This window comes from Mycobacterium sp. VKM Ac-1816D, from assembly GCF_000416385.1.
GTDB classification, from domain to species: Bacteria; Actinomycetota; Actinomycetes; order Mycobacteriales; family Mycobacteriaceae; genus Mycobacterium; species Mycobacterium neoaurum_A.
In genome coordinates this window covers 24,676-49,784 of the sequence record NZ_AOHQ01000113.1, presented here as the reverse complement: position 1 = coordinate 49,784, position 25,109 = coordinate 24,676, and the positions used below count along the sequence as shown (strand labels likewise).

The 25,109-nt window shown below is 67.5% G+C and carries 27 protein-coding genes, 1 tRNA gene and 1 pseudogene; 17 read left to right on the top strand and 12 right to left on the bottom strand.

Annotated features, from left to right (window positions below):
- Positions 1-8 precede the first annotated feature (8 nt).
- A tRNA-Cys gene (locus G154_RS04220) sits at positions 9-79 on the top strand.
- A gap of 42 nt (positions 80-121) precedes the next feature.
- Here the strand turns inward: G154_RS04220 and G154_RS04215 are convergent.
- The 3 genes and pseudogenes from G154_RS04215 to G154_RS04205 all read right to left on the bottom strand — a co-directional run bounded on the left by G154_RS04215 (position 122) and on the right by G154_RS04205 (position 2,063).
- The gene (locus tag G154_RS04215) at positions 122-472 is read right to left on the bottom strand and encodes a phosphotyrosine protein phosphatase (RefSeq protein WP_237742483.1); all 351 of its coding nucleotides are present in this window, start codon (positions 470-472) and stop codon (positions 122-124) included.
- Positions 473-1,569: pseudogene (gene arsB / locus G154_RS04210) on the bottom strand (ACR3 family arsenite efflux transporter); the annotation flags it as partial.
- A gap of 50 nt (positions 1,570-1,619) precedes the next feature.
- On the bottom strand, positions 1,620-2,063 hold the full coding sequence (locus tag G154_RS04205; RefSeq protein ID WP_019511510.1) for an ArsI/CadI family heavy metal resistance metalloenzyme: 444 nt from the start codon (positions 2,061-2,063) through the stop codon (positions 1,620-1,622).
- 97 nt (positions 2,064-2,160) lie between these two features.
- On the opposite strand from G154_RS04205, the gene G154_RS04200 reads away from it, so the two are divergent.
- Entirely contained in the window at positions 2,161-2,520 is a 360-nt protein-coding gene (locus G154_RS04200; RefSeq protein ID WP_023985941.1) for an Rv2640c family ArsR-like transcriptional regulator, read from the top strand.
- 48 nt (positions 2,521-2,568) lie between these two features.
- Here the strand turns inward: G154_RS04200 and G154_RS04195 are convergent, their stop codons facing one another.
- Together G154_RS04195 and G154_RS04190 are read right to left on the bottom strand one after the other, a co-directional pair.
- Positions 2,569-3,081 (bottom strand): hypothetical protein, encoded by a 513-nt coding sequence (locus G154_RS04195; RefSeq protein WP_023985940.1) that lies wholly within the window; start codon positions 3,079-3,081, stop codon positions 2,569-2,571.
- Positions 3,082-3,134: 53 nt separating this feature from the next.
- A complete protein-coding gene (locus G154_RS04190; protein WP_019511513.1) occupies positions 3,135-3,680 on the bottom strand; it encodes an RNA polymerase sigma factor in 546 nt (181 codons plus the stop codon).
- Between the two features lie 145 nt (positions 3,681-3,825).
- Between G154_RS04190 and G154_RS04185 the strand changes: the two genes are divergently transcribed.
- From G154_RS04185 to G154_RS04155, 7 genes are all read left to right on the top strand, one after another.
- Positions 3,826-4,302, top strand: a complete 477-nt coding sequence (locus G154_RS04185; RefSeq protein ID WP_023985939.1) for an Asp23/Gls24 family envelope stress response protein — start codon at positions 3,826-3,828, stop codon at positions 4,300-4,302.
- On the top strand, positions 4,299-4,574 hold the full coding sequence (locus tag G154_RS04180) for a hypothetical protein (protein ID WP_019511515.1): 276 nt from the start codon (positions 4,299-4,301) through the stop codon (positions 4,572-4,574). The genes G154_RS04185 and G154_RS04180 overlap by 4 nt, the downstream gene beginning before the upstream one ends.
- Positions 4,575-4,611: 37 nt before the next feature.
- Positions 4,612-4,794: a hypothetical protein gene (locus tag G154_RS04175; RefSeq protein ID WP_023985938.1), complete on the top strand. Its 183-nt coding sequence runs from the start codon at positions 4,612-4,614 to the stop codon at positions 4,792-4,794.
- A 2-nt stretch (positions 4,795-4,796) separates the two neighbouring features.
- A complete protein-coding gene (locus G154_RS04170; protein ID WP_019511517.1) occupies positions 4,797-5,555 on the top strand; it encodes a hypothetical protein in 759 nt (252 codons plus the stop codon).
- A complete protein-coding gene (locus tag G154_RS04165; protein ID WP_019511518.1) occupies positions 5,552-6,085 on the top strand; it encodes a hypothetical protein in 534 nt (177 codons plus the stop codon). The genes G154_RS04170 and G154_RS04165 overlap by 4 nt, the downstream gene beginning before the upstream one ends.
- Positions 6,086-6,133: 48 nt before the next feature.
- Entirely contained in the window at positions 6,134-6,343 is a 210-nt protein-coding gene (locus G154_RS04160) for a CsbD family protein (RefSeq protein WP_019511519.1), read from the top strand.
- Positions 6,344-6,720: 377 nt separating this feature from the next.
- A complete protein-coding gene (locus G154_RS04155) occupies positions 6,721-7,164 on the top strand; it encodes a universal stress protein (protein ID WP_019511520.1) in 444 nt (147 codons plus the stop codon).
- An 89-nt stretch (positions 7,165-7,253) separates the two neighbouring features.
- Here G154_RS04155 and G154_RS04150 read toward each other — a convergent pair whose 3' ends face one another.
- Together G154_RS04150 and G154_RS04145 are read right to left on the bottom strand one after the other, a co-directional pair.
- Positions 7,254-7,748: a DUF427 domain-containing protein gene (locus G154_RS04150; RefSeq protein ID WP_234713162.1), complete on the bottom strand. Its 495-nt coding sequence runs from the start codon at positions 7,746-7,748 to the stop codon at positions 7,254-7,256.
- The gene (locus tag G154_RS04145; protein ID WP_019511522.1) at positions 7,745-8,431 is read right to left on the bottom strand and encodes an MBL fold metallo-hydrolase; all 687 of its coding nucleotides are present in this window, start codon (positions 8,429-8,431) and stop codon (positions 7,745-7,747) included. Before G154_RS04145 ends, G154_RS04150 begins: the two co-directional genes overlap by 4 nt.
- Positions 8,432-8,516: 85 nt before the next feature.
- Here G154_RS04145 and uvrA point away from each other — a divergent pair, with 85 nt between their 5' ends.
- Positions 8,517-11,435 carry an excinuclease ABC subunit UvrA gene (uvrA, locus tag G154_RS04140; RefSeq protein ID WP_019511523.1) on the top strand — a complete coding sequence of 973 codons (2,919 nt, stop codon included), beginning with the start codon at positions 8,517-8,519 and terminating at the stop codon, positions 11,433-11,435.
- 136 nt (positions 11,436-11,571) lie between these two features.
- On the opposite strand, the gene G154_RS04135 is transcribed toward uvrA, so the two are convergent.
- Positions 11,572-11,877, bottom strand: a complete 306-nt coding sequence (locus G154_RS04135; RefSeq protein WP_019511524.1) for a hypothetical protein — start codon at positions 11,875-11,877, stop codon at positions 11,572-11,574.
- Between the two features lie 107 nt (positions 11,878-11,984).
- Between G154_RS04135 and G154_RS04130 the strand changes: the two genes are divergently transcribed.
- The 3 genes from G154_RS04130 (at position 11,985) to G154_RS04120 (ending at position 15,651) form a co-directional block, all read left to right on the top strand.
- Positions 11,985-12,482, top strand: coding sequence for a lipoprotein LpqH (locus tag G154_RS04130; RefSeq protein ID WP_031601570.1), 498 nt, complete (start codon positions 11,985-11,987; stop codon positions 12,480-12,482).
- Between the two features lie 65 nt (positions 12,483-12,547).
- Positions 12,548-14,245 (top strand): hypothetical protein, encoded by a 1,698-nt coding sequence (locus tag G154_RS04125; protein ID WP_019511526.1) that lies wholly within the window; start codon positions 12,548-12,550, stop codon positions 14,243-14,245.
- The gene (locus tag G154_RS04120; protein WP_023985935.1) at positions 14,236-15,651 is read left to right on the top strand and encodes a CHAT domain-containing protein; all 1,416 of its coding nucleotides are present in this window, start codon (positions 14,236-14,238) and stop codon (positions 15,649-15,651) included. The genes G154_RS04125 and G154_RS04120 overlap by 10 nt, the downstream gene beginning before the upstream one ends.
- On the opposite strand, the gene G154_RS25455 is transcribed toward G154_RS04120, so the two are convergent.
- A complete protein-coding gene (locus G154_RS25455; RefSeq protein WP_019511528.1) occupies positions 15,600-16,238 on the bottom strand; it encodes a hypothetical protein in 639 nt (212 codons plus the stop codon). The genes G154_RS04120 and G154_RS25455 overlap by 52 nt on opposite strands.
- Before the next feature lie 67 nt (positions 16,239-16,305).
- Here G154_RS25455 and G154_RS04110 point away from each other — a divergent pair, with 67 nt between their 5' ends.
- Both G154_RS04110 and G154_RS04105 read left to right on the top strand, forming a co-directional pair.
- A complete protein-coding gene (locus G154_RS04110) occupies positions 16,306-17,634 on the top strand; it encodes a hypothetical protein (RefSeq protein WP_019511529.1) in 1,329 nt (442 codons plus the stop codon).
- Positions 17,631-18,689 carry a hypothetical protein gene (locus G154_RS04105; protein WP_019511530.1) on the top strand — a complete coding sequence of 353 codons (1,059 nt, stop codon included), beginning with the start codon at positions 17,631-17,633 and terminating at the stop codon, positions 18,687-18,689. The genes G154_RS04110 and G154_RS04105 overlap by 4 nt, the downstream gene beginning before the upstream one ends.
- Here G154_RS04105 and G154_RS04100 read toward each other — a convergent pair.
- The 3 genes from G154_RS04100 to G154_RS04090 form a co-directional block, all read right to left on the bottom strand.
- Entirely contained in the window at positions 18,683-20,155 is a 1,473-nt protein-coding gene (locus G154_RS04100; RefSeq protein ID WP_234713161.1) for an alpha/beta hydrolase family protein, read from the bottom strand. The genes G154_RS04105 and G154_RS04100 overlap by 7 nt on opposite strands.
- Positions 20,156-20,200: 45 nt before the next feature.
- On the bottom strand, positions 20,201-23,545 hold the full coding sequence (lysX, locus tag G154_RS04095) for a bifunctional lysylphosphatidylglycerol synthetase/lysine--tRNA ligase LysX (protein WP_023985934.1): 3,345 nt from the start codon (positions 23,543-23,545) through the stop codon (positions 20,201-20,203).
- Positions 23,546-23,618: 73 nt separating this feature from the next.
- Positions 23,619-23,978: a DUF1844 domain-containing protein gene (locus tag G154_RS04090; RefSeq protein WP_019511533.1), complete on the bottom strand. Its 360-nt coding sequence runs from the start codon at positions 23,976-23,978 to the stop codon at positions 23,619-23,621.
- Between the two features lie 270 nt (positions 23,979-24,248).
- Between G154_RS04090 and infC the strand changes: the two genes are divergently transcribed.
- Together infC and rpmI are read left to right on the top strand one after the other, a co-directional pair.
- Entirely contained in the window at positions 24,249-24,860 is a 612-nt protein-coding gene (gene infC, locus G154_RS04085) for a translation initiation factor IF-3 (protein WP_023985933.1), read from the top strand.
- 23 nt (positions 24,861-24,883) lie between these two features.
- Complete coding sequence (gene rpmI / locus G154_RS04080; protein ID WP_019511535.1) at positions 24,884-25,078, top strand: 50S ribosomal protein L35; 195 nt, start codon at positions 24,884-24,886, stop codon at positions 25,076-25,078.
- Positions 25,079-25,109: the final 31 nt, after the last annotated feature.

Here is a 25,109-nt window from a genome sequence, read left to right as displayed (position 1 = left end):
GCGGTGCTGCGGGTGTGGCTGAGTGGCTAGGCACCGGCCTGCAAAGCCGTTTACACGGGTTCGAATCCCGTCACTCGCTCGTAGCCGTATCGACGGCGGTTGGTCCCTGGCCGCCGGCGGATCAGATCCGCCGGCGGACACCGAGTTCGTCCAGGAGCACTCGAACGCGGCGTTCGATATCGTCGCGGATGGGACGGACCGCGTCTATGTCCTGGCCGGCCGGATCGGCGAGTTCCCAGTTCTCGTAACGCTTGCCGGGAATGTAGGGGCATTCGTCACCGCAGCCCATGGAGACCACGACATCCACCCTTTCGACGATGTCGTGGGTCCACCGCTGCGGCTGCTCGCCGGAGATGTCGATGTGCTTTTCGGCCATCGCGGCCACGGCGGCAGGATTGAGTGCGGCGGCCGGTTCTGATCCACCCGAGTACACGTCCGCGCGATCGCCGGCGAGGCAGCGGAAGAAACCCATGGCCATCTGGGAGCGCCCGGCATTGTGGGTGCATAGAAACAGGACTGCGGGTCTGGTGTCGCTCATGTGGTCGGTGCTTTCGTCTGGGGCCAGAAGCGCTTGCGCAGGAACAGGGATACGTAGACGAGGGCGACCAGGACCGGTACTTCGATCAGCGGGCCGACCACCCCGGCGAGCGCCTGGCCGGAAGTGGCTCCGTAGGTGGCGATGGCCACGGCGATGGCGAGTTCGAAATTGTTGCCGGACGCGGTGAACGCGAGCGTGGTGGTGCGCTCGTAACCCAGTCCGAGCGCGGCCCCGAGCAGGTATCCGCCGCCCCACATGACGGCGAAATAGATCAGCAGGGGAGCGGCAATGCGCACCACGTCGACTGGTCGGCTGGTGATCTGTTCGCCTTGCAGCGCAAAGAGGATGACGATGGTGAACAGCAAGCCGTAGAGCGCCCACGGCCCGACCTTCGGCAGATATCGGGTTTCGTACCAGGTGCGGCCTTTGGCTTTCTCGCCAAGTCGCCGGGACAGATAGCCCGCCAGGAGCGGGATGCCCAGGAACACCAAGACGGATTGGGCGATCTGCCACGGTGAGGCGTTGATGGACGCGGTGTCCCAGCCCAGCCACCCCGGCAGCACCGACAGGTAGAACCAGCCCAGCACGGCGAACATGACGACCTGGAACAGCGAGTTGAGCGCGACCAGCACGGCCGCGGCTTCCCGATCACCGCAGGCCAGGTCGTTCCAGATGATGACCATGGCGATGCAGCGTGCCAGGCCGACGATGATCAGCCCGGTGCGGTATTCGGGCAGGTCGGGCACCAGCAGCCAGGCCAGTGCGAACATCAGCGCGGGACCGATCAACCAGTTCAGGACAAGGGAACTCAGCAACAGCTTGCGGTCGCCGGTGACGGTGTCCAGCCGGTCATAACGGACCTTCGCCAGCACGGGGTACATCATGATCAGCAGGCCAAGGGCAATGGGGACCGAAATGCCCTGCACCTGAACACTGTTGAGGGCGGTGCTGACGCCGGGAATCAGCCGGCCCAGCAGCAGACCTGCGACCATGGCGGCACCGATCCAGACCGGGAGAGATCGGTCGAGCATCGAGAGTTTCCCGACGACGACCGATTCGCCGCCGGCATCGGTTTTGGATGTCACGCGCTGTCGGCGGTGCAGCAGGTTCCTGCCCCGCTGCCATCGGTGACCGGTGCGCTCGTGCCGGTGCCGAAGGTGTCGGAGTCGGCCAGCACGGTGTAGACCTCCCATTTCTCACCTGCCGGGCCGGTCACCCACACCTTGTCCTGGGTGGCGAAACAGCAGGTGGTGCCGATTTCCTCTTCGGTGAACATGCCTTCGTCGGTGAGGCGGGCGATTTCGGCATGGACGGCCTGGCTGGATTCGACTTCGACGCCGAGGTGGTTGATCGTTCCGCCGTGGCCGGGGTTTTCGATGAGCACGAGTTTCAGCGGAGGTTCGGTGACCGCAAAGTTGGCGTATCCCGGTTTCACCTTGGCCGGGGATGTGTTGAACAGTTTGGAGTAGAACGTGATGGCCTGATCGAGGTCATCGACGTTGAGGGCGAGTTGGGCGCGGGACATGACCGCCTCCTACCTTTGTGGCTTATGTCGAACTGCAGACGCTGCTGATCCTGCCACCTCTTCGATATTTGTCAATAAGGTGTGGCAGGATGGGTTCATGCCGAAAGCGCTGCCGACCATCGACGTATCCACGCCGGTCTGCTGTTCGCCGGTCGCCGCCGGTCCGGTCGATGACGATGCGGCGTTGGAGATTGCGTTGCGCCTCAAAGCGTTGGCCGATCCGGTGCGGGTCAAACTGATGTCGTTGCTGTTCAGCAGCCGCGAGGGTGAAGTGTGCAGTTGCGATCTGGCAGCGGCGGTGGAGCTATCGGAATCGACTGTGAGTCATCACCTGTCACAGTTGCGGCGAGCGGGCTTCGTCGAGTCGCAACGGCGCGGAATGAATGTCTATCACCGCGCCCGCCATGAGTCCTTGATCGCACTGTGTTCGGTGCTCGACCCGAACTGTTGCCGCTAGATCACCGGCAGGCCGCTACCCGGTCCGCGTGCTCATTCCGGCACGGTTTCACCGACCGGTGACGACCACGTCATCCCAGGTCGCGGTGATCTCGGCGGTGTCGACACCGATCGTCTCGCGCAGCACCACGGCCGCATCGCGGCGCAGTGAATCGCCGTCCTGCAGATAGGTGTGTCGTCGCTGCTCGGCGCCGATGCCGATGAGGTGGATGTGAACGGCGGTCAGGACATCGTCCTGCACGCTGAGCTCGACATCTGCGACGGCCGCGGCGACCTCGGCTGCCGGTTCGGCCAGCGCCCAGGTGAGCAGCTTGGCCAACGCGATATGTGTGACGCCGATGCCCTCGCGTGCGGTGCGGATCAGCTTGCCTCGCCGCGGTAACGCCGAAATGCGTTGGGCGATGCCACTTCTCAGTTCAGTCAGAGCCGAACCGGTTTCGGCCCAACGGGTGTCGCTCTCGGCCTCCGGTTCGCGCAGACCGGCAAATCGGCGGGTGGCATCGGCGATCCAGGCCGCCGCCTCGGCGGTGGCTTCGTAATCGTCCCGCGCTGCCGTGCTCATATCGTCTCCAGTGTTGCGCACCGAGGCACCACTGTAAAACCGGCCGGTCGTCCTCATGGTCGGAACTCCTCCAGTGTGGTGGCCAGACGTTTCCGGGTGCGCTGCAACAATCCTCGGACCGAACCCTCGGTCGTGTGCAGCACCGTGGCGATTTCGGCCACCGGCAGGTCATAGACCTCGCGGAGCCACCACGCGGCGCGCGCCGGGTAGGGCAGCTTGGCCAGTTCGCGGTTCAGGGTCGTCAAGAACGCGGCGTGCTCGGCCCGCTGGCCGGGCCCAGGTCGGAAGTCGGGGGTCTCCGGCGCCGAGTCCAGATCGTTCTGTGGTCGCCGGCGGCGCATCGCATCGACGGTCTTGCGAGACGCCAAGGAGTACAGCCACGTTCGGAACGCGGAACGGAATGCGAAGTTGGGCAGCGCCTTCCATGCGGCGATGAAGGTCTCCTGGACGATATCGTCGCAGTCGCCGGACTCCGGATACGTTTGCCTGACGAACTTCAGCAACGCCGGTGCATGCCGGACGACCAACACGTCGAACGCTGCCGAATCACCCCGCTGAGCGCGTCGGGCGAGCGTCTCATCGGACAGCGAGTCGAGCACCTGGCACTAGTTGTCCATTTGGCGCACATTTCAAACCCGCTGTGTTCTACATCTCCCGTGCGTGCGCTTCACGCACTCGGCCCCGACTAACCATGTGAGCCGGACAAAATGTTCCGAGCTGGAGGAACTCGTGAAGGAGACTCAGATGACCACCGCAACACCGTCCCGTGAGGTCAGCTCCGCAGCCAAGGCGGACAGCGCAGGCAAGGAGTTGGAGAAGCTGGCTTCCGACCATGGCGTGACCACCATCGCCGACGTCGTCGTGTCGAAGATCGCCGGCATCGCGACCCGCGAGGTCGACGGCGTCTACGACCTCGGCGGCCAGGCCGCTCGGGTGGTAGGGAAACTGCGCGAGACTTTGCCCGGTACCCAGAACCTCACCCAGGGCGTCAATGTCGAGGTCGGCGAGCGCCAGGCGGCCGTCGATATCGGCATCGTCGCCGAGTACGGGGTGGCCATTCATGATCTCGCCGACGGCATCCGCAACAACGTCATCTCCGCGGTCGAGAACATGACCGGACTCGAGGTGACCGAGGTCAACATCACCGTGCACGACGTGCACTTCGCCGATGACGACAACGGCGAGGAGATCGCGACCGACGCGCAACCCCGCGTCCAGTGAGCGCCGCGAGTGAGCGGGTCGATCGCGTCGTCGCGGCGGTGACCGCCGTCGACGGTGTGGTCGGCCTGCACTCCGGCCCCGGCGTCCCGACCACGTATCTGCCCGGCCGCACGGTCGGCGGGATCCGGTTGGGCCCCCAGGACGGCAAGGTTCACGTCGTCCTTGCGCTTCGGGGGAACCTTCTCGACACCGCCACCCGGGTGCAGCAGGTGGCAAGCGCCGCCGCCGGGGTGCCGGTGCAGGTGGTGGTCGGAGATGTGGCGGCCCCGTGATCAGAGCTGCCGGACGTTAACCCTAGAGGAGAAGACAATGACTGAAAAGTATGTGATACCAGGGCTTTTCGCGGGCCTGCTGGTGGCCATCGCGGCGGTGACCGGCGGGCTGATCGGCTTCCTGCTGGCCCTGGTGCTCGGTGCCGCAGGTGCGGCCATCGGCGCCCACCTCGACGGCACCATCGACCTGACGGCGCTCGGTCGCAGGTCGGGGAGCTGATCATGTCGAGCGAGGCGGTGACGCGTGTGGCGGAGCCGACCACCCGCGGGCGCACGCTGATCGACGACCGGGTGCGCGAACGCGTGATCGAACGTGCCGTACTGGCCACGCCGGGCGTGGTGGCCCACCGGACGATGGTGCCCGGGCGGACTCTGCCCTCGGTCACCATCGCCGATCACACGTCGGGCGTGGATGTCCAGATCGCCGCGGCCTGGCCCGTCGACAGCGCCTCGGTGCTGGCCTCGGCGCGCTCGGCGGTGGTGCGCGAACTGGCCACCACGCTCGGTGAGCACCCGGATCGGGTCGAGGTGACCATCACCCGCGTCGAATCGGAACGGACACCGGCCCAAATCGCCGATGCCTACTCGGATGTTTGCGCCGAGGTCCCGGTACCCGATTCCGTCGGTGCCGCGCCACGCCGCTTCGCTCCGCGCCGGATCGCCGGCGCCACCTACTGCGGCGTGCTCGTCGCAGTTCTGCTGATGGCCCTCGGCGCGGTGGCCCTGCGAGACGCACTGACACCCGATGACCCGTGGATCGCGCCCATGCTCTCGGCACTGGCCGACGCGCACTGGCAGTGGTGGACCTGGCCGGGCGCGGTCGCGGCGGCGCTCATCGGGGTGGTCTTTCTGATCACTGCACTGAAGCCGCGCAAGCGCACCCATGAACCGGTCGATGACCTCGTCTGGGTTCGGCGCGGCCGACAACGGCAATGGATCGATGAACAGGACTTCGGGGACGACGGGGGGAGTGTGCGATGAGCACGGCACTGCGCGTATTCGACCGTGTGCTCACGGCATTGGTGGCTGTGCTGATTCTGACCGGTGCGGCCTGGGTGATCGGTTACGGCGCCGATGTCGCCGTGGCCAGGGACGCCGCGGCGCGCATCGACCCCGCCGCGCTCGGACGCGCGACCGAGTGGCACCTGTGGTCGCCGGCGCTCGGTGCCGGTGGCGTGGTCCTGCTGTTGATCGGTGCGTGGCTGACCCTGTCGCACCTTCGACCGCGTTCGGTGCGGACGGTTTCGACCGCCCACGACGGAGCCGTCGATCTGGCTCGGTTGGCCGATGCGGCGGCGGCAGATCTGGGTAACCACCCCGCGGTGACGTCGGCGAAGGCGGCCACCCGCACCGTATCCGGACGCCCGGTGGTCCGCATCAGCGCCGAGTTCCCGGTGACCACCGACTCGGCCCGGATCCGCCAGCTCGCGCATCGGTGCGCGCACGACCTTCGTCGCGCCGCCGACACCGATCTCGAATTCCAACTGCTGGCCGAAAGGGCAGCGAAATAGGCCGAGACCGCAGAACCCTGCGGGCTCACACACGAAGAGGAGAGAAGAATGGGAATCGCCGACAACGCCAAGAACAAGGCCGAGGATCTCAAGGGCCAGGCCAAGGAGAAGGTCGGTTCGGCCACCGGCAACTCGGATCTGGAATCCGAAGGCCAGGTCGACCAGGCCGTCGCCGCGGTCAAGGATCACCTCACCAATGCCGCCGACAAGGTCAAGGACGGTGTCGAAGCCGTCAAGGACAAGCTCACCGGTAAGTGAGATCGCCTGACAGACAGGTAAATCCAGATACGGGCGGTACCGGGCACGATCCCGGTACCGCCCGTGCTGCGTCCCGGCCGGGTGGTGTCGCGCGCTCTCAGCAAACGAGGCACCCGCGTGGGGCGTGCTGTCGAGCATGGTGTCGGACATCACCGGGGCGGGGGTGCTGCGATACGGCAGATCGGGCTGCTGGCCTGGTCATCTCGGTCACGGAACGGTTTGCGCAGGGCTCGTCGGGGCTACGATTCGACATGACGAACACTGCCGAGGTGTCGCCCGCCGCGGGTCGTGTGGCCAATTGCGCCCGTGCCCGTCCGGCGAGGCGTTAGGGTCTCGGTGGCTAGCTATCGATTTGACATCGAACTTGGAGGGCATGAATGAGCGCCTATCGGACCGTCGTGGTCGGCACGGATGGATCGGACTCGTCGTTGCGTGCGGTGGATCGTGCGGGCGAGATCGCCGCGGGGTCTGGAGCGAAAGTGGTTATCGCCACCGCGTACTTCCCGCAGAGCGAGGACCATCACGCCGCCGACGTCTTGAAGGATGAGGGCTACAAGACCACCGGCAATGCGCCGATCTACGCAATCCTGCGTGAGGCCACCGACCGGGCAAAGGCCGCCGGTGCCAAAGAGGTCGAGGAGAAAGCCGTCGTCGGTGCACCCGTCGATGCGCTGGTCGACCTCGCCGAACAGGTCAAGGCCGACCTGCTGGTCGTCGGCAATGTGGGCCTGAGCACCATCGCCGGCCGGCTGCTCGGGTCGGTGCCCGCCAATGTCGCGCGCCGTTCCAAGGTCGACGTGCTGATCGTGCACACGTCCTGATCGCACTGTGAAGCCGTGAGCCCGGTGTCCGCCGCGAGTGCGGGCGCCGGGCTTTTTGGTGTCCGGGCGGTGTTCGGTTGGTGTGCCGGTCACCAGCCCATCGACCCAGGGATGCCCTTGAACGGTCCCCTCACCCAACTGGTGATCCACCCGCCGTAGAAGCCGCCCGGCTGGGGCAGCACGGTCTCGCCGTTGACCGTGCAGCGCTGGACTGCGGCGGCCATCACCGCGATCGCGCCGGCGATGGGCTCGAAACCGCGCGTCGGCGTCGGGTAGGTCCAGGCTGCCCGCCGGCTGACGGTATCGCCCGACACCAGGTCGAAATAGCTGGCCTGCCCCTTCCACTCGCACCAGGACGAGCCGCTGGCTGCGCGCAGTGCACCGGGGCGGAAGGCCTCGGCGGGCAGATAGTAGGTGGGCGGATGGCTGGTCTCCAGCACGCGCCAGCCGCGTTGGGTCGTGGCGATCTCGGTCCCGCCGAGCTCGACGGTGATCGAGCCGCGGAACTCTTCGAGCCGGGGTGGACGCGGGTAGTCCCACACCGACTCCTGGCCGGGGCCGGGCTTCTCGGGTACCGGCCTCACCAGCCGCGCTCCTTCCACTCGGCCAGGTGCGGGCGCTCGGCACCGAGCGTTGTGTCATCACCGTGGCCGGGGTAGACCACGGTGGAATCCGGGTACACGTCGAACAACTTGTCGGACACGTCGCCGAGCAACCGGTCGAAGTCACCGTCCTTCCAGGTCTTGCCGACCCCGCCGGGGAACAGGCAGTCCCCGGTGAACAGGTGGGTGGTCTCGCCGTCGGCGCCTGTCAGTGCGAGGGCGACCGAGCCCTCGGTATGTCCCTGGAGGTGGATCACGGTGAGGTCGAGGTCGCCGACGGTGATGGTGTCGCCGTCGGCCAGGATGCGGTCGGGGGTGACCGGCAGGGGTTCGGCGTCCAACGCGTGCGCGGCGGTCGGCGCCCCAGTGGCCTTCGCCACCTGTTCCAGGGCCTGCCAATGGTCGTAGTGCTGGTGGGTGGTCACGATCAGCGCGACGTCCGGGGCGTGCTGGGAGATCAGCGCGACGAGGGCATCGCCGTTGTTCGCGGCGTCGATGAGCAGTGTCTTCCCGGTCGTGGAACAGGTCACCAAGTAGGCGTTGTTGTCCATGGGACCGACGGAAGCCTTGATGATCGTCGCCGCGGGCAGGGTGCGCCGAGCGGCGGCGCCACTGTCGACGTGGCCGGTGTAGGACTCGCTGAGCGGGATCTGGGGGCTGGTCACACCCCCACGCTAACCGGCTCGACTCGGGCTTGTCGGTGGGTGCACCTAGCATGGGCCGTGAATTCTGTCTTGGGAGGAAAACCCGTTGTCTGACCGTCTGATCGTCAAGGGCGCGCGCGAGCACAACCTGCGTGGAGTCGATCTTGATCTACCCCGCGACGCCCTGATCGTGTTCACCGGCCTGTCGGGCTCGGGGAAGTCCTCGCTGGCCTTCGACACCATCTTCGCCGAGGGGCAGCGCCGCTACGTCGAGTCGTTGTCGGCCTATGCCCGCCAGTTCCTCGGCCAGATGGACAAGCCCGATGTGGACTTCATCGAGGGACTGTCGCCGGCGGTCTCCATCGATCAGAAGTCGACCAACCGCAACCCGCGGTCCACCGTCGGCACCATCACCGAGGTCTACGACTATCTGCGCCTGCTCTACGCCAGGGCCGGCACACCGCACTGCCCGGTCTGCGGTGAACGCATCGCCCGCCAGACCCCGCAGCAGATCGTCGACCAAGTGCTCGCGATGGAGGACGGCACCAAGTTCCAGGTCCTCGCACCGGTGGTGCGCACCCGCAAGGGTGAGTTCGTCGACCTCTTCGACAAGCTCAACAGCCAGGGTTACAGCCGCGTGCGGGTCGACGGCGTGGTCTATCCGCTGGCCGAACCGCCCAAGCTCAAGAAGCAGGAGAAGCACGATATCGAGGTGGTCGTCGACCGCCTGACCGTGAAGGCATCGTCCAAGCAGCGGCTCACGGACTCGGTGGAGACGGCGCTGGGTCTGGCCGACGGCATCGTGGTGCTCGACTTCGTCGACCGCGAGGATGATCACCCGCATCGCGAGCAGCGGTTCTCCGAGAAGCTCGCCTGCCCGAACGGCCACCCGCTGGCCGTCGACGACCTCGAGCCGCGGTCGTTCTCGTTCAACTCCCCATACGGCGCCTGCCCGGAGTGCACCGGTCTGGGCATCAAGAAGGAGGTCGATCCCGACCTCGTCGTGCCCGATCCGGACCTGACGCTCGCCGAGGGCGCTGTCGCTCCGTGGTCGATGGGGCACACCTCCGAGTACTTCACCAGGATGATGTCGGGCCTGGGCGAGGAGCTGGGGTTCGACGTCAACACCCCGTGGAAGAAGCTGCCTGCCAAGGCGCGCAAGGCCATCCTCGAGGGCTCCGACCACCAGGTGCACGTCCGCTACAAGAACCGGTACGGACGTACCAGGTCGTACTACGCCGACTTCGAAGGTGTGCTCGCCTTCCTGCAGCGCAGGATGGAGCAGACCGACTCCGAGCAGATGAAGGAGCGCTACGAGGGCTTCATGCGCGATATTCCCTGCCCGGAATGCCAAGGGACGCGGCTCAAGCCGGAGATCCTGGCGGTGTCGTTGTCGGCAGGAGCGCTCGGTCCCAAGTCGATCGCCGAGGTTGCCGAACTGTCCATCGCCGACTGTGCGGAGTTCCTCAACGCACTCACCCTGGGGGCCCGTGAGACGGCTATCGCTGGGCAGGTGCTCAAGGAGATCCAGTCCCGGCTGGGCTTCCTGCTCGATGTCGGTCTGGAATACCTGTCCCTCTCCCGCGCGGCGGCCACGCTGTCCGGCGGTGAGGCACAACGTATCCGGCTGGCAACCCAGATCGGTTCGGGTCTGGTCGGCGTGCTCTACGTGCTCGACGAGCCCTCCATCGGCCTGCACCAGCGCGACAACCGCAAGCTGATCGACACTCTGGTCCGGCTCCGGAATCTGGGCAATACCCTGATCGTGGTCGAGCATGATCTCGACACCATCGCGCACGCCGACTGGGTGGTCGACATCGGCCCGGCGGCCGGCGAGCACGGCGGCCGGATCGTGCACAGCGGCTCCTACAAGGATCTGCTGCGCAATCCCGAATCACTCACCGGCGCCTATCTTTCCGGTAAGGAGAGCATCGAGGTGCCGGCCATCCGGCGGCCGGTGGACCGAAAGCGCCAGCTCACTGTCGTCGGTGCCCGCGAACACAACCTCAAAGAGGTCGACGTGGCGTTCCCGCTCGGGGTGCTCACCTCGGTCACCGGGGTCTCCGGTTCGGGTAAGTCGACGCTGGTCAACGACATCCTGGCCACCGTGCTGGCCAACAAGCTCAACGGGGCCCGGCAGGTTCCGGGTCGGCACACCAGGATCAACGGTATTGATCAGCTCGACAAGCTGGTGCGGGTGGACCAGTCGCCGATCGGGCGGACGCCGCGGTCCAACCCGGCCACCTACACCGGGGTGTTCGACAAGATCCGTACGCTTTTCGCCGCCACCACCGAGGCGAAGGTCCGCGGCTACCAGCCGGGCCGGTTCTCGTTCAACGTCAAGGGTGGCCGGTGTGAGGCGTGTTCGGGCGACGGCACGTTGAAGATCGAGATGAACTTCCTGCCCGATGTCTATGTGCCCTGCGAGGTATGCCATGGCGCGCGGTACAACCGCGAAACCCTCGAGGTGCACTACAAGGGCAAGACCATCTCCGAGGTGCTCGACATGCCGATCGAGGAAGCCACCGAGTTCTTCGAGCCGATCTCCTCGATCCACCGCTATCTGAAGACACTGGTGGATGTCGGGCTTGGATACGTCCGGCTCGGCCAGTCCGCGCCGACACTGTCCGGCGGCGAGGCGCAGCGGGTGAAGCTGGCCGCCGAACTGCAGAAGCGTTCGACGGGCCGCACCGTGTACATCCTCGACGAGCCGACCACCGGCCTGCACTTCGAGGACATCCGCAAGTTGCTCAAGGTGATCAACGGCCTTGTGGACAAGGGCAACACGGTGATCGTCATCGAGCACAACCTCGACGTCATCAAGACCTCGGACTGGATCGTGGACATGGGGCCCGAGGGCGGCGCCGGTGGCGGGACCGTTGTCGCGCAGGGGACTCCGGAAGATGTCGCGGCCACGCCCGAGAGTTACACCGGCCAATTCCTGGTGGAGATGCTCGACCCGCCGCCGGTCGAGGAGGCGCCTGCGCCCAAGACGCGACGGCGCCGCAGCAAGGTCAGCGCCTGACGGTAGCCGGCCACGATGCACTTCCAGAAGTAGTACTACCGGCAGTATCACGCGCCGGGTAGTACCGCCGGTCGTACCACTTCTGCAGTGCACTATCACCCGCGCCGCAGGATCGGTGGGTGACCGCCACGCCGCGTCAGTCCTGGTCGGACTTCATAGATTCGCGGATCTGCGCCAGCCGATCCGCGGCGGCGCGCTGCCGCGCCTCATATTGCTCGGCCACGTTCCGGCCCTCCGGTGTCTCCTCGGCCAGCTCCGCCCCACCGATCGCGGTGCCCAGGCGGGTCTCGATCTTCTCGCGGACCGAGTCGAAGGTCGGCACACCCGCGTCGGTGTAACCGGTGTCGGCAGGAACCGACACCGGAGGTAACGGCGACGGATCGACCGGCACAAGGTCGACGTCGAGCGGCTCATCGGCACAAGACTGCTGCTCATCGGCCATGTCGTCACGGTACCCGCACCGAAGTTTGGGATCGGTAGCAATCGGCGGTCGATGTACTGATCCCACGACGGCGCCACAGGGGCGACGGGCGAATGAAGGGGACACACATGACGAAGAATCGCGTTCTGGCCGCCGGAATCGGAGTGCTCGCCGCAACGACCATCCTGGTCGGCTGCTCCGATGACAAGGGCAGTGAGCCGGCCGCGTCGTCGAGCGCGGGCAACAGCACCGCGCAGGTTGCCACCGGCGGCGACACTGAGGTCAAGGTGGAGGGCCAGGACCTGGCCGGCCTGGATCTGAAGTCGGTGACCTGCGTCAAGGCGGGCGGCAAGATCAACGTCGCCAGCGCCGCCGTGGGTGGCCAGCAGGGCCTCGGCGTGGTGATGACCGACGAAGCGACCCCCAAGGTCGAGTCGGTGGGCCTGGTGGTCGACGGTAACGCGCTTGCGGTTGCCGCCATGGGCGGTGCGAGCACCGGGTCGGCCGAGGTCAAGGTCGACGGCAGCACGTACACCATCACCGGTGAGGCCGCGGGCGCGGACCTGAAGAATCCGATGGCCGGGATGATCACGAAGAAGTTCGAGATCAAGGTCAGCTGCAACTGACGCCGAAGAGCCGGCGGCGGACGCGCATCTGCGTCCGCCGCCCGCTGCCGTCCTATGATGACGCCGTGTCGATCACCGATGCGCTCGGCCGGGCCCGGCGGCTGGCGTGGGCATCCGACGAGTCGGCGGCCAAGGACCTGCTGCTCGCACAGCTCCCGCTGATCGAGGACGCCGACCGCGACGATCTGGCGCTGGAGGTGTTCGCCCAGCTCGGCGAGATCTACCTGGTGCGCACCGCGTATGCAGGTGTCGTCGAATGCATCACCCGGATCCGGGACTGCCTCGCCGCCTACCGTGCTCAGCCCGGTGCCGGCGCCGAGACCGCACACATGATGTGCCGCTACGCCCGCCGCGCCGATTTCCTGCAGACCGGGATGCACGCCGCCCGGGGCGAGCATGAACAGGCCGCCGCCGTGCTGGCCACGTTGGCCGCGTCATCCGGACCTGCCGATCTGGCTGCCGAGCAACGCTTTCTGGTGGCCTGCGCCCAGATCCTGTGCGCCCAGGCGCTCGCCGACGACGATCTGCACCATATGGCCGTCCCGCTCTGGGATCAGGTGCTCGACGGTCTGGACCTCGCGGCTGATTCCGGAGGTCACCACGACCGGCTGCTGGTACTGGCCGGAATCGGCTACGGCGGCTTCTGCGTACAGACCGGTCGGCTTGCCGAGGCCGAACCGTGGCTGCGCCGTGCAGGAGCCCGCGCCGAGCTGAACGGATGGGAACTCGACACCGCCAGGACACAATTGGAACGTGCGGTCGGCAACTGGTCGCGCGGCGACCACACCTCGGTCGAGCAATTGATCAACGAGGCCTACCCTGTCATCGCGCGCTACGCCCGCGCCCATGATGTGTCCCGCTGCTTGTTTCACCTCGGTCTGACCAAACTCGCCGCGGGCGCCCTTGCCGATGCCGATCAATGTTGGGAGCATGCCGAGCGGCATTGGCGCGAACTCGGAAAGCCCCTGCACATTCATCGGATCCTGTTGCAACGCAGTTGGATACCAATATTCTTCGGCAGGTTCGGCGCGGCGGTCGAGCTCATCGCGCAGGCGCGCACCCTGCTCGACGACTGGCCGCGCAGCACCTGGCTGCAGTACGCGCGGTGTGATGACCAGCTGGGCACCGTGTGGCGTGCCGATGCGCTGGCAGACCTGGGATTCGACGGCTCCGGCGACCCGGACGACAGCTGGGACGAGGTGGAGGCCAAGCATGCCGCCTCGCTGGGTACCACTAACGCCGAGACCGACAGCCCGGGCTTCGTCCGTGCCATGGCCAAACTGGAACAGGCCTCCCTGCTCAAGGTGCCCGCCGCCCTCGCGGTGGATTCGGTGCGCCACACCATCGCCGACGCCGATGCCCGCGCACACTGGGCGGCCCGGGTGTCGGCCCCGATGTTGGCCGGCGCCTTCGCCGTGGCCTGGGAGTGGGAGAACACGGCGCTGATCGCCGAACTCATCGAATATCACAGTGCCCGAGGTAGTTTCGCCACCGCAGACGGTCAGGAGGCCGAGGCGCCGGTGTGGGCCGGGGCGCAGGCGGTGCTGGTGGACAGTGAGCCGAAGCTACCCGAGCCCGAACTGGCCGATGTCGCCTCCGGTTCGGTCACCGGGGGACCGTCGCTGACCAGGCTCGGGCCGCTACCGCCGCTGCAGATGGATCCCGGCGCCGAACCCATCCTGGCCCAGTACCGGCAGCTGGCCAGGCAGCGCTACCGCCGGCGCATCACCGCCGATGAACCGGCCTGGCCGACATGGGGATGAGCGACCGGCCGGCTCTGATACTGCGGTACGCCGACGTCGGGATCGCCACCTACGCCAGCCTGCGCGTCGTCGGTCACCCCGAACTGACCGCCACCTGGGTGGTCGAAGAGACCATCCTGCTGGCCGCGCTCGAGGAGATCGCGGGTGCGCTTCCGGATCCCCGCGGCTCCGAATCCCCGGCCGACGCGCTGGAGCGGGCGCTGACCCGCGGCGCGTTCACCGATCCCGCGTCCGAGCTGATGCTGGCCTACCGGCTCGGGGTGCTGCTCATCGGATCCGAAGGCTGGCAGCTGCTCGACGCGTATGCCGATCGGGCCCCGGTGCTGCACATCGCGCCGAGCGCACGGCTGGGTCGCATCCCGTGGGGTCTGTTGGCGCGACCGCTGTTGCGCCCCGATGTGACCGCGATGCTGCAGGCGCGCCAGGACGCCATCACCCCCGACGGCCCGCAACCCGCCGCGATTCCCTGGCCGGCCGGCGCGCTGACCGCGCTGAGCTCCGGTGCGCGGCTCATCGAGCTCGCCGACGTCGTGATGGCCGTTCCGGCCAATATCGCCCGGATCCGCCGCATCAATCAGCCTCGACCGCAGGGAGATCCGCTATTGCTGCTCGACCCACGGGTGCCGGGTCAGCGGCCCGACTCCGCGCTCGGGTCGGTGCTGGGACGCCCGTCCGCCGACACCGTGCTGGCGCGGCACTACGCCGAGCTGATGCGCAGCCGGACGGTGTTGCCCCGGGTCGAGTCCGCCGTCGAGTTGTTCCGCAGGACCGATACCGACCGGCACTGGCTCGCCGCAGCCCTGGCGCAGCGGCCGGGCAGGCTCGTCTTCGTCGGGCATGCCAGCGTGGGCGACAGCACACAGCAAGCCGGCACCGAGGCCGGTGTGGGGCACGCCGAACGCGCGGCGCTGCATCTGGCCTGCCGGTCGTCGGTCCCCGGCTATGCCGATCCGATCGGCGATCACCGACCGTTGACCGCTGCCGACCTGCTGGTCGCCGATCTGACCTTTCCGACTCGGGTCGCCCTGCTCGCTTGCGCTTCCGGCGGTGACTATCGGTTCGACGAGGCCACCGGTCTGGTGGCGGCCATGGTCCTGGGCGGCGCGGAGTTGGTGACGGCGACGCTGTGGTCGCTACCGACGAGCGCGGGGTACCGTCGCTTCACCGACGGGGCGCATCCGGATCCGATGGGCGCGGTGATCGCCGCGGTGGACACGGCCCACCAGGAGATCGCCGATTTCGATGCAGCGTGTGCGGTGAACCGTTGGCAGCGGGCACAACTGCAGCGGTGGCGGGCCGGCGACCGGCTGGCCGCCCCGGTGTACTGGGCGGCGCTGGCGACCTTCGCCGTCGGTCAGGCGGGCGGGATGCACACCGCCACCGAGGATTCGTCGTCACGCAGATAGTAGGCATCGATCACCGCACCAGGGGAGACCCGGCGCAACGCGGTCACGGGGATCAACGCCGTCTCGTGTGCGGGGAACTGCCCGCCCTCGGGCCGGCGGACCATCAGATCGAGCACGACCTCGCAGTGATCTTCCCGGCCGGTGCCGGTCGGACGAGCGGCCGTCACCACGCCGGTTCCTCGTACCCCGCGCCGGATCAGGTCCGCCTGCGATTCGGTGACCAAACCCTTGCCGATCAGCATCCGGTCGAATGCGGCCCGGATGGCCGCCATGTCGTCGGGCAGCGAAAGATCCTCGCGCGCTTCGGGGTCGAACGCCACCAACAACACCACGCCGGGCCGGATGCCCGCTGCCACCGGGTCGTCCGGCACCAGCAGCCGCCCGGTGAACGTCCCGGCGGTCACGCTGTGCACCTCCACGGTGATGGTGTCGCTGCCCGGCGGCACGGAGGCCACCGTGCCGATACCCACAGATGTCCCCGCCGGCGCAGCAGGGCGCCGGGGGCGACTGCGGCCGGCAGCGACCAGCAGTGCCAGGCCGACGGCCATGACGATGGCGAACAGGACGAGAAGCGGGTGCGCGGACATGAGGTCCAGGTTCGCCCCGTGGCGGCGCTACCGAACCCAACTTTTCTGCCGTGCCTATCCTGATCGAGTGAGCACCGTGCCCGAGACGACGCCACGGGTCGCCGATGTCACGCCCGCGTATCCGCGGCGTGCCGTCATCGATCGCGCCTGGCGGGCGATCGGGCCCGGCGTGGAGGTGCTCAGCACCGCGGACGGCGGCCCGCTGAGTCGTACCGTCAAACGCATTCTCGATCCGCTGGTATTGCGTTTGCGGTCCAATCCCCAGTTCTCCGCCCCGGTGGTCTCCGGCGCGGTGGCCCAGCAGATGCACCGGGCGATACTTGACCATTCCGTGGCGCTGTGCGCCGCTGCCGAATGGTTCACCGTGCTCAAGACGCACCGACGCAAGCTGCGATTGACCACCGGTAATGCCCAAGAGTTGTACTTCCCGGTGTGTTTCGAGCTTGCTGTCACCAAAGGTGCTCCAGTTCAAGGTGATTCAGATACCGCGGTGAGTGTGTTGCGTGGTCTGCACGACGACCGCGACCGTAACGCCATCGAGGTGCTCAACCGTCATATCGCCGACGAACCGACCGTCCGGGCACTGGCGGTCCAGGTGGAGCGCAGTTGGGCCGACGTGACGCCGTCGCCGGCCATCACCGGCCCGTTTCTTGCCGGGTTGGCAACGGTCCTGGGCGATGCGGTGACACATGGCGAATCTGCTGCCAGACAACGTGTCTGGGAGGCTCTTGTGTCCGATGCGACGCCTTATAATCTCGGCGCCCGGGCCCACTGTGCGGAACCCGACCTGCCGTGGTCACTGACCGCGATCGGCCTCAGCTCGACGGTGCCGCAGCCGCCGCCCCCGATCACCGGCGGTGGCGAAACCGACCGGCCGCTGGACCGCAGTGTCTCCGACCGGGTGCGGGCCACGCTGCGGCGGGCAATGGATCGTGACGAGCTTCCGGATGTGCCGCTGCTGCTCGCCGAAGAGGTCGACCGGGCGTGTGCCCCGTGGGGCCTGCTGGCCGAAGACATCCAAGCCGCGCTGGTTGCCGGCATCGAGGTGGCTGTCGAGCTGGCACCGTTGCGGGAGGCGACGATGCCGCGCTACCCATTGGCGGCCCGGATCCAGGCGCGGCTGCGCAAGGAGGCCTACGTGTTGCACGCACGTCGGCTCCTGGCCGCCGGTGAGGTGCTGCATCCGCGCCAACAGCAGGTCACCGAGGACCTTGCTGCCTTCGCCCGGCCCTACCTGAGCAGGTTGTGGGCGCGTCTGCACGGCCGGGATGTGTGGCAGGAGAGCTGCCGGGACGTCGAGGAGATGCGTGCGTTGCTGGAGGGGGTGGCCCGGTCGGTCAGCCTCGACCACCGGCAGCGCATCAAATCGATGCTGCAACTGGAGGCCACCCGATGAAGCTGGTTGCTCAGGATGGTCTCTGGACGACCGGTGGTGCGCCGGCCGAGCCGCCCGCGGTGGCGGTGCTCGAGGTCACGGGCGCCGTGTTGGCCTGGACGGTCGATGATCCCGCGGCTCCCGTTCACTTGACCTTCACCGATATCGGTGCGGCAGATTGGCTGTGGCGGGTGGTCGGTGCGTCCGGGCACGTCGCACTGGCGGCCGCCGTCGGCGACGCGGTGCCGGAGCCGTCCGCGGTCATCGATGTTCCGGGGGTGGCGCTGGCCGTCGAGGCGCTGGCCCCGCTGCGGCGGTTGGCGTTGGGGCACTGGCTGCGTCGATGGTGGCCGGCGAGCATGCGCGACTCGATCGTCGGACTCGATGCCGTGGTGCTGGATGCGGAGATCGCGACCCTGACGGCGGCCGCCCAGGACTTCTTCGTCGAGGACACCTTCGACAGCGATGTCGAGGAGCTGCTGCGTCCCCACCGGGCCGCACTCGCCGGTCTCGGCAGTTCGGCCGACCCCCGCATCACCGAACTTCTGCAATCCTGCGCCGAACTGATGGATCTGCCGGATCCGGCCGATGTCCCGATACCGGGTCGACGCGATGACTATGCGTTGGCCGCCGGGGGAGTCGGCACGGTGGCGCAGGCGTCCATCGCCGGCGGGACCGCATCGATCAGTTGGGGTGCGGTGCCACCGTCGGTGTTCGACGCGGCCGAGGACACCGTCGACTGGGCGGTGCACGCCGACGGTGCGGGCCGGGTCGTCCTGACCGTGCGCGCCGCGGTCACGGCTCCCTCCGACGGCATTGCCGTGCGGTTTCGCAGCGATGGGATCACCGCCGACGCGGTGCTGGCCGCCGATGGCACCGCCACCGTCGAGTTGGCGATCGCCGAGCCTGCCGCGTGGAACCACGACTGGAGTGCCGCGTCGCTCACCGTGGGTGGCCCGGCTACCGAGGACCGCGCCGCCAGGGACCGAATTCGGGCATTCGTGCGGGGTCGGTTACGGGGTGGCGCTCCTGATGCCTTCCTTGCCGAGGTGCTGGCCGCAGAGAGCGATTACTGAGCGGCCCGATGGTTGGCCACCGGCTGCACCGCCGGAACCGCGGGTGCGGTGTGCATCGGCATCGCCGGTAGCGGTGCGGGTGGACCTGGCGGGGGCGCCGGGACCGGGGCAGCGGGTGCGACCGGCGCCGCGGGAGCGGGACCGCTCGGCGCCGCGGCGGGTGCCGGCGCACCGGTGGGTATCGCAACCGGGGCGACCTCGGGGGTGTGCACCTTGGCCGCCAGCCACGGCAACGCCTCGGCAAGGGCCGAACCGGCGTAGGCCCAGTCGTGGTTTCCGGGTCGGGTGACGATGCCGCACTCGATACCGTGGGCGGTACCCACATCGCACAGTGTCTTGGCGGCACCGGCCTGCGGCGGTGGCGGCGAGACACCCGCACCGTTGATCGCGAACCAGCCGGACACCCCGGAATACTGTCCGTGCCGGGTCATCACTGTTACCGGATCGAACTCGTCGTAGGCGGCTGCGTTGCCGCCGAAGAGGCGATCGATGGTCTGTTCCCGGTTGCCGGTGTTCGGCGCGATATCACCGGCGATGTCGACGAAGCTGGAGAAGTGGTCAGGGTGCATGGTGACGAGGTTCACCGCGCAGGTGCCGCCCATCGAGAAGCCGGCCACACCCCAGTTCGCCGGGTCGGCGCTCACCCCGAACTTCGAGATCACAAACGGCACAACATCCTTGGTGAGGTGGTCGGCGACGTTTCCGCGAACTCCGTTGACACATTCGGTGTCGTTGCTGAACGCACCGGCCACATCGGCGAACACCAGCACCGGAGCGTTCCCGTGGTGCTGGGCGGCGAAGTTGTCGGCGGTCTGCACCGCCGCGCCGGCCCGCGCCCAGTCTTCGGGCGTGTTCAGCTCGCCGCCGATCATCATCACCGCGGGCAGCCGTGGTGGTGGATTCGAGGCGAACCAGGCCGGCGGTAGATAGACCAGCTCACCGCGGTGTTTGAAACCAGAGTTGGCATTGCCGGTGTCCACGGCGATCAGGGATCCCTTGGGCGGCAGGGAATGTCCGATGTGGTAGGCGGTCAGCGTGGCCAGGTCGGTCTGGTCGGGCAGTGGTTCGTCGGTCAGTTGGCCCCAGGCCGAACCGACGGTGGGGAAGTAGCCCGTCCAGACGTTGACGGCCAATGCCACACAGACGGCGCAGAGCGGAACGGCGCTGAACATCGCGGCCCGGCGCAGGAACCGGGCGCCGCGCCAGCCGGCAAGCAGGGCGCAGCAGGCGAATCCGGTTGTCCCCACCCAGATCCACAGCGCCGGTGGCGCGGGTTCATCGGCCAGACCTTGGCTGTTGATGTACCAGTTGGTCGCGAGGATCGCGGCGAGGCCGACGGCGGCCGCGGCGATCAGTACGCGCGGGCGCTGCTTGCGGAGTGCGATCAACACGATGGTGCCGGTGACGATTTGGATCGTCGTCGGTACCGAACCGTGGGTGAGCGACATCAGCGTCGGATGGGTCACGCCTCCTATGTTGACGGGCTTGGCTGGAAAGTAGCTGTGAACCCCTCAGCGCGGCTTGGCCAGTGGGAACGGCAAGGTCTCCCGAATGCTGCGCCCGGTGATCAGCATCACCACCCGGTCGACACCCACACCGAGGCCGCCGGTCGGTGGCATCGCGTATTCGAGCGCTTGCAGGAAGTCCTCGTCGAGTTCCATCGCCTCGGGATCTCCGCCGGCGGCCAACAGCGACTGCTCCTGCAGGCGGCGCCGCTGCTCGACCGGGTCGGTGAGTTCGCTGTAGGCGGTGCCCAACTCGACCCCCCAGGCAACCAGGTCCCACCGTTCGGCCACCCCGGGAATGCTGCGGTGCGGCCGTGTCAGCGGTGACACCGAGGTGGGGAAGTCCTTGTAGAACGTCGGGTGCTCGGTCTGACCTTCGACCAGTCGTTCGTAGAGTTCCAGCACCACCGCACCGGCATCCCAGTGCGTCAGGTACGGCACCCCGGCGCCATCGCACAACCGACGCAGTGTCTGCAGGTCGGTGTCGGGGCCGATCTCAGTGCCGAGCGCCTCGGACACCGCACCGTGCACCGTCTTGACCGGCCAGTCCCCGGAGATGTCGACCGCCTCCAGCGCGCCGTTGGCGCCGGGGCGCAGCACGACCTGCGACCCGTTGGCGGCCTGCGCGGCGTTCTGGATCAGTTCACGGCAACCGTGCATCCAGACGTTGTAATCGGCATGCGCCTGGTACGCCTCCAGCAGCGTGAACTCGGGATTGTGGCTGAAGTCCACCCCCTCGTTGCGGAACGCACGACCCAGCTCGAAGACGCGCTCCACACCACCCACGCACAGCCGCTTGAGGTACAACTCGGGCGCGATCCGCAGGTACAGGTCCAGATCGTAGGCATTGATGTGGGTGATGAACGGGCGGGCGTTCGCGCCGCCGTGGATCTGCTGCAGGATCGGTGTCTCCACCTCGAGAAAGCCCTTGCCGACCAACGTCTCCCGGATGGCATGCAGGATCCGGCTGCGCGCGGTGATCAGATCCCGCGCATCGGTGTTGATGGCCAGGTCCACGTAGCGGGTGCGCACCCGGGCCTCCGGGTCGGTCAGACCCTTCCACTTGTCGGGCAGGGGGCGCAGGCATTTACCGATCAGGCGCCATCGGGTCACCAACAGCGATGGTGTCCCGTTGCGGCTGTGCCCCATGGTTCCGGTGACCTCGATCAGATCGCCGAGGTCGATCGCCGCGGTGAAATCGGCGTTGCGCCCCTGGATCAGTCGCGAATCGTCGAGCAGCAACTGCACTTCGGCCGACCAGTCCCGAAGCTGGACGAACAGCACGCCGCCGTAGTCGCGTAGCCGCAGGATCCGCCCCGCCACCGTGACGGTCTCGTCGGGAGCCGTGGTCGCCAACGCCTGGGCCACCGTGTGGCTGGGCGCTTCGCCGACCGGGTAGGCATCGATCCCGCTGTCCTGCAGGGACTTCAGCTTCGCCATCCGGACCCGAACCTGCTCGGGCAACCGGTTCTCCCGCCCGCCGGGCAGGTCGTCGGCCAATGGGCTCGCATCGGGCGCACTGCCGTCTTCGTGCAGGACGCCGCTGTCCACCAGAGCTTTCGGCGCGGCGACATGTTCGCCGGTGTGTTCCTTGCGCCGCGAGAAGGGCAGGACCAGGAAGCCCTCCGCGATCACCGAGGCCACTCCGACACGCGGGATCTCGCGGGTCTCTTCGTAACAGGCGTACCGCGGCACCCACTCCGGCTGGTACTTCATGTTGGACCGGTACAGCGTCTCCAGTTGCCACCAGCGGGAGAAGAACACCAGCAGCGCGCGCCAGAGCCGGGCCACCGGCCCGGCACCGAGCTGGGCACCTTGTTCGAACGCGGACCGGAACATCGCGAAGTTCAGTGAGATCCGGGTGACCCCCAGGTCCTCTGCCTGCAGGCACAGTTCGCTGACCATCAGCTCGATGGTGCCGTTGGGCGACTGCGGCGAACGGCGCATGACGTCCAGGGACGCGCCGTTGGCGCCCCAGGGCACCAACGACAGCATGGCGACGACCTGATCCTCGGAGCCGTCCGCCGCGCCCTCGGATACCGCCTCGACCAGTAGGCAGTCACCGTCGGCCGGATCGCCGAGCCGCCCGAGCGCCATCGAGAAGCCGCGCTCGGTTTCGGTGTCGCGCCATTCGTCGGCCCTGGCGATCACCATGGCCATCGCGTCGGCGGTGAGATCACGGTGCCTGCGGATGCGTACCGTCAGCCCGGCCCGGCGCGCGCGGGTCACCGCCTGGCGCACGGGTTTCATGTCCGGCCCCGAGAGTCTGAACCGGTCGGGGTAAAGGATCGCTTCGTCGCCGAGTTCCACGGCGTTGAGCCCGGCCTCGCGGAACGCCTGGGCGGCGGTGGCGCTGGCGCCCATCACGCCGGGTGCCCACCCGTAGGACTCGCACAGCTTGAGCCAGGCCGCGATGGCCGCGGGCCAGGCCCGCGGATCGCCGACCGGGTCACCGCTGGCCAGACAGACCCCGACCTCCACCCGGTAGGTGATGGCGGCGCGGCCGTTGGGCGCGAAGACCACCGATTTGTCGCGCCGCGTCGCGAAGTATCCGAGCGAGTCGTTCTTGCCGTACAGCTCGAGAAGGCCGCGGATGGCGGACTCGTCTTCACCGGTCAGCGCATTGGTCGCCCGCTGAGAGCGGAACAGCACGATGGCCGCGACCATCAGTGCCAGCGCGCCGAAGAGGCCGAGCAGTGCCCGCACGAGAACGCCGGGGTGCTGACCGTCGAAGACCTCGGCGTCGACTCCCGAGAACGCGACCACCCGGTTGGCGGCGTAACCGAGCCGGTAGTCGGGCTCCAACGAACCGGGGAACAGTTCGAGCAGGCCCCAGCCGATCAGGATGCCCACCGCCATCCCGGCCACCAGCGTGCCCACCGCCTTGATCAGCGCACCGCGCCGGACCTTGGCCCAGAACTCGTGACGCGCCAGCACCAGGAAGCCGATCGCTGCCAGGTGGAACACCAGGCCGACGATCTCGCCGATGTCCTCCATGACCGTCTCGTCGCCGGTCACCAGGTCGGCGACGTTCAGTGCCGCGGCACTGACCATGTAGAGCACCAGGATCCACCACGCGATGCTCTTGCGGGCGGCCAGCGCAGCGGCCAGCAACGCCAGCACGAATGCCCACGCGAAGCTGGTGTCGGGAAAGTTGAAGATGTAGTCGTTGACGAACTCGCGTGGTATCCGGATGACCGCGCGGACGAATGGCGAGATGCTCGCCACCAACGACAGTGTGGCGATGACCCCGACGATCCAGCCCGCGGCGGTGGGCACCCAGGCGAAACCCGATGGCCGGCGGGGTGTCGCCGCAGGATTGGGCGAGGGCACAGCTGAGGTGGCCGTCATGGGCGCGAGAATATGCGCTAACCGGACGGGACGGGTGATTCTGGGGGCTCCGGGTGGTGTGTCGAGGCCGGGATCACCAGACCGGGCCGGTGTACTTCTCACCCGGTCCGTGTCCCGGCTCCTCGGGTGCGGCGCTGGCCTCGCGGAACGCCAGTTGCAGGCTCTTGAGGCCGTCGCGCAGGGGACCGGCGTGCAGCCCGAGGAACTCCGCCGAGGCCGTCACCAGGCCGGCCAGTGCGGTGATCAGACGGCGGGCTTCATCCAGGTCGCGGTGCGGACTGTCATCGGGGTCTTCAGACCCAAGACCCAGCTTTTCGGCGGCCGCGCTCATCAACATGACGGCCGAACGGGTGATCACCTCGACGGCCGGGATTTCCGCGAGCTCTCTCACCTGCGGGTCTTCGGCGGACTGGGTTTTCTGATCGTCGGTCATGCCTGATAGAGTGGCATGATCGACCGTCCCGGCGAACGCCAGGGACAGTAAGTGGAGTCCCGCTCCCACCGCTGACCATACCGGTCCAGCGGTCCGGTCACAGGCATCTGCGGATGCCCTGTTCTGCGTTACGCAGACGGCGAAAGCCGTGATCGGTCGGCATCGGGCCCTGCTATATGCAGGGCCTTTCTGCTGATGGCGTGGTGTTCTTCCGCTACTGACCCGGTGTTCCACACGGTCGTGGCACGAGAAGACAACGTAGGAGGCCCCATCAGCACTGAGACCCGCATCAACGAGCGTATTCGCGTACCTGAAGTCCGCCTGATCGGACCCAATGGCGAACAGGTCGGCATTGTTCGCATCGAAGATGCCCTCCGCGTCGCCGTCGACGCCGATCTCGACCTAGTCGAAGTAGCCCCGGATGCCAAGCCTCCGGTGTGCAAGATCATGGACTACGGCAAGTTCAAATATGAGACGGCACTCAAGGAACGCGAGTCTCGCAAGAACCAGCAACAGACCGTCGTCAAGGAACAGAAGCTGCGGCCGAAGATCGACGACCACGACTACGAGACGAAGAAGGGCCACGTGGTCCGCTTCCTCGAAGCCGGGTCGAAGGTCAAGGTCACCATCATGTTCCGCGGTCGCGAGCAGTCCCGGCCCGAGTTGGGCTACCGACTGTTGCAGCGCCTCGGCGCCGACGTGGCCGACTACGGCTTCGTCGAGACCTCGGCCAAGCAGGATGGCCGCAACATGACGATGGTGCTGGCGCCGCACCGTGGTGCGAAGACTCGCGCCAAGGCGGCCCACGATGCCGATATGCCGACGCGCCGCCCAGCTGCTGAGGCACCCCCCGCAGATACCGCAGAGCCCACGCAGAACTGATCCACCACACGAACTGAGGACACATGCCCAAGGCAAAGACCCACAGCGGCGCATCCAAGCGCTTCCGCGTCACCGGAAGCGGCAAGGTCGTCCGCCAGAAGGCCGGTAAGCGCCACCTGCTCGAGCACAAGCCGAGCAAGCAGACCCGTCGCCTCGACGGCCGCACCGTGGTGGCCGCCAACGACACCAAGCGCGTCAAGAAGCTGCTGAACGGTTAATACCGCTTCACCGACCAACTTTCACCCCGTA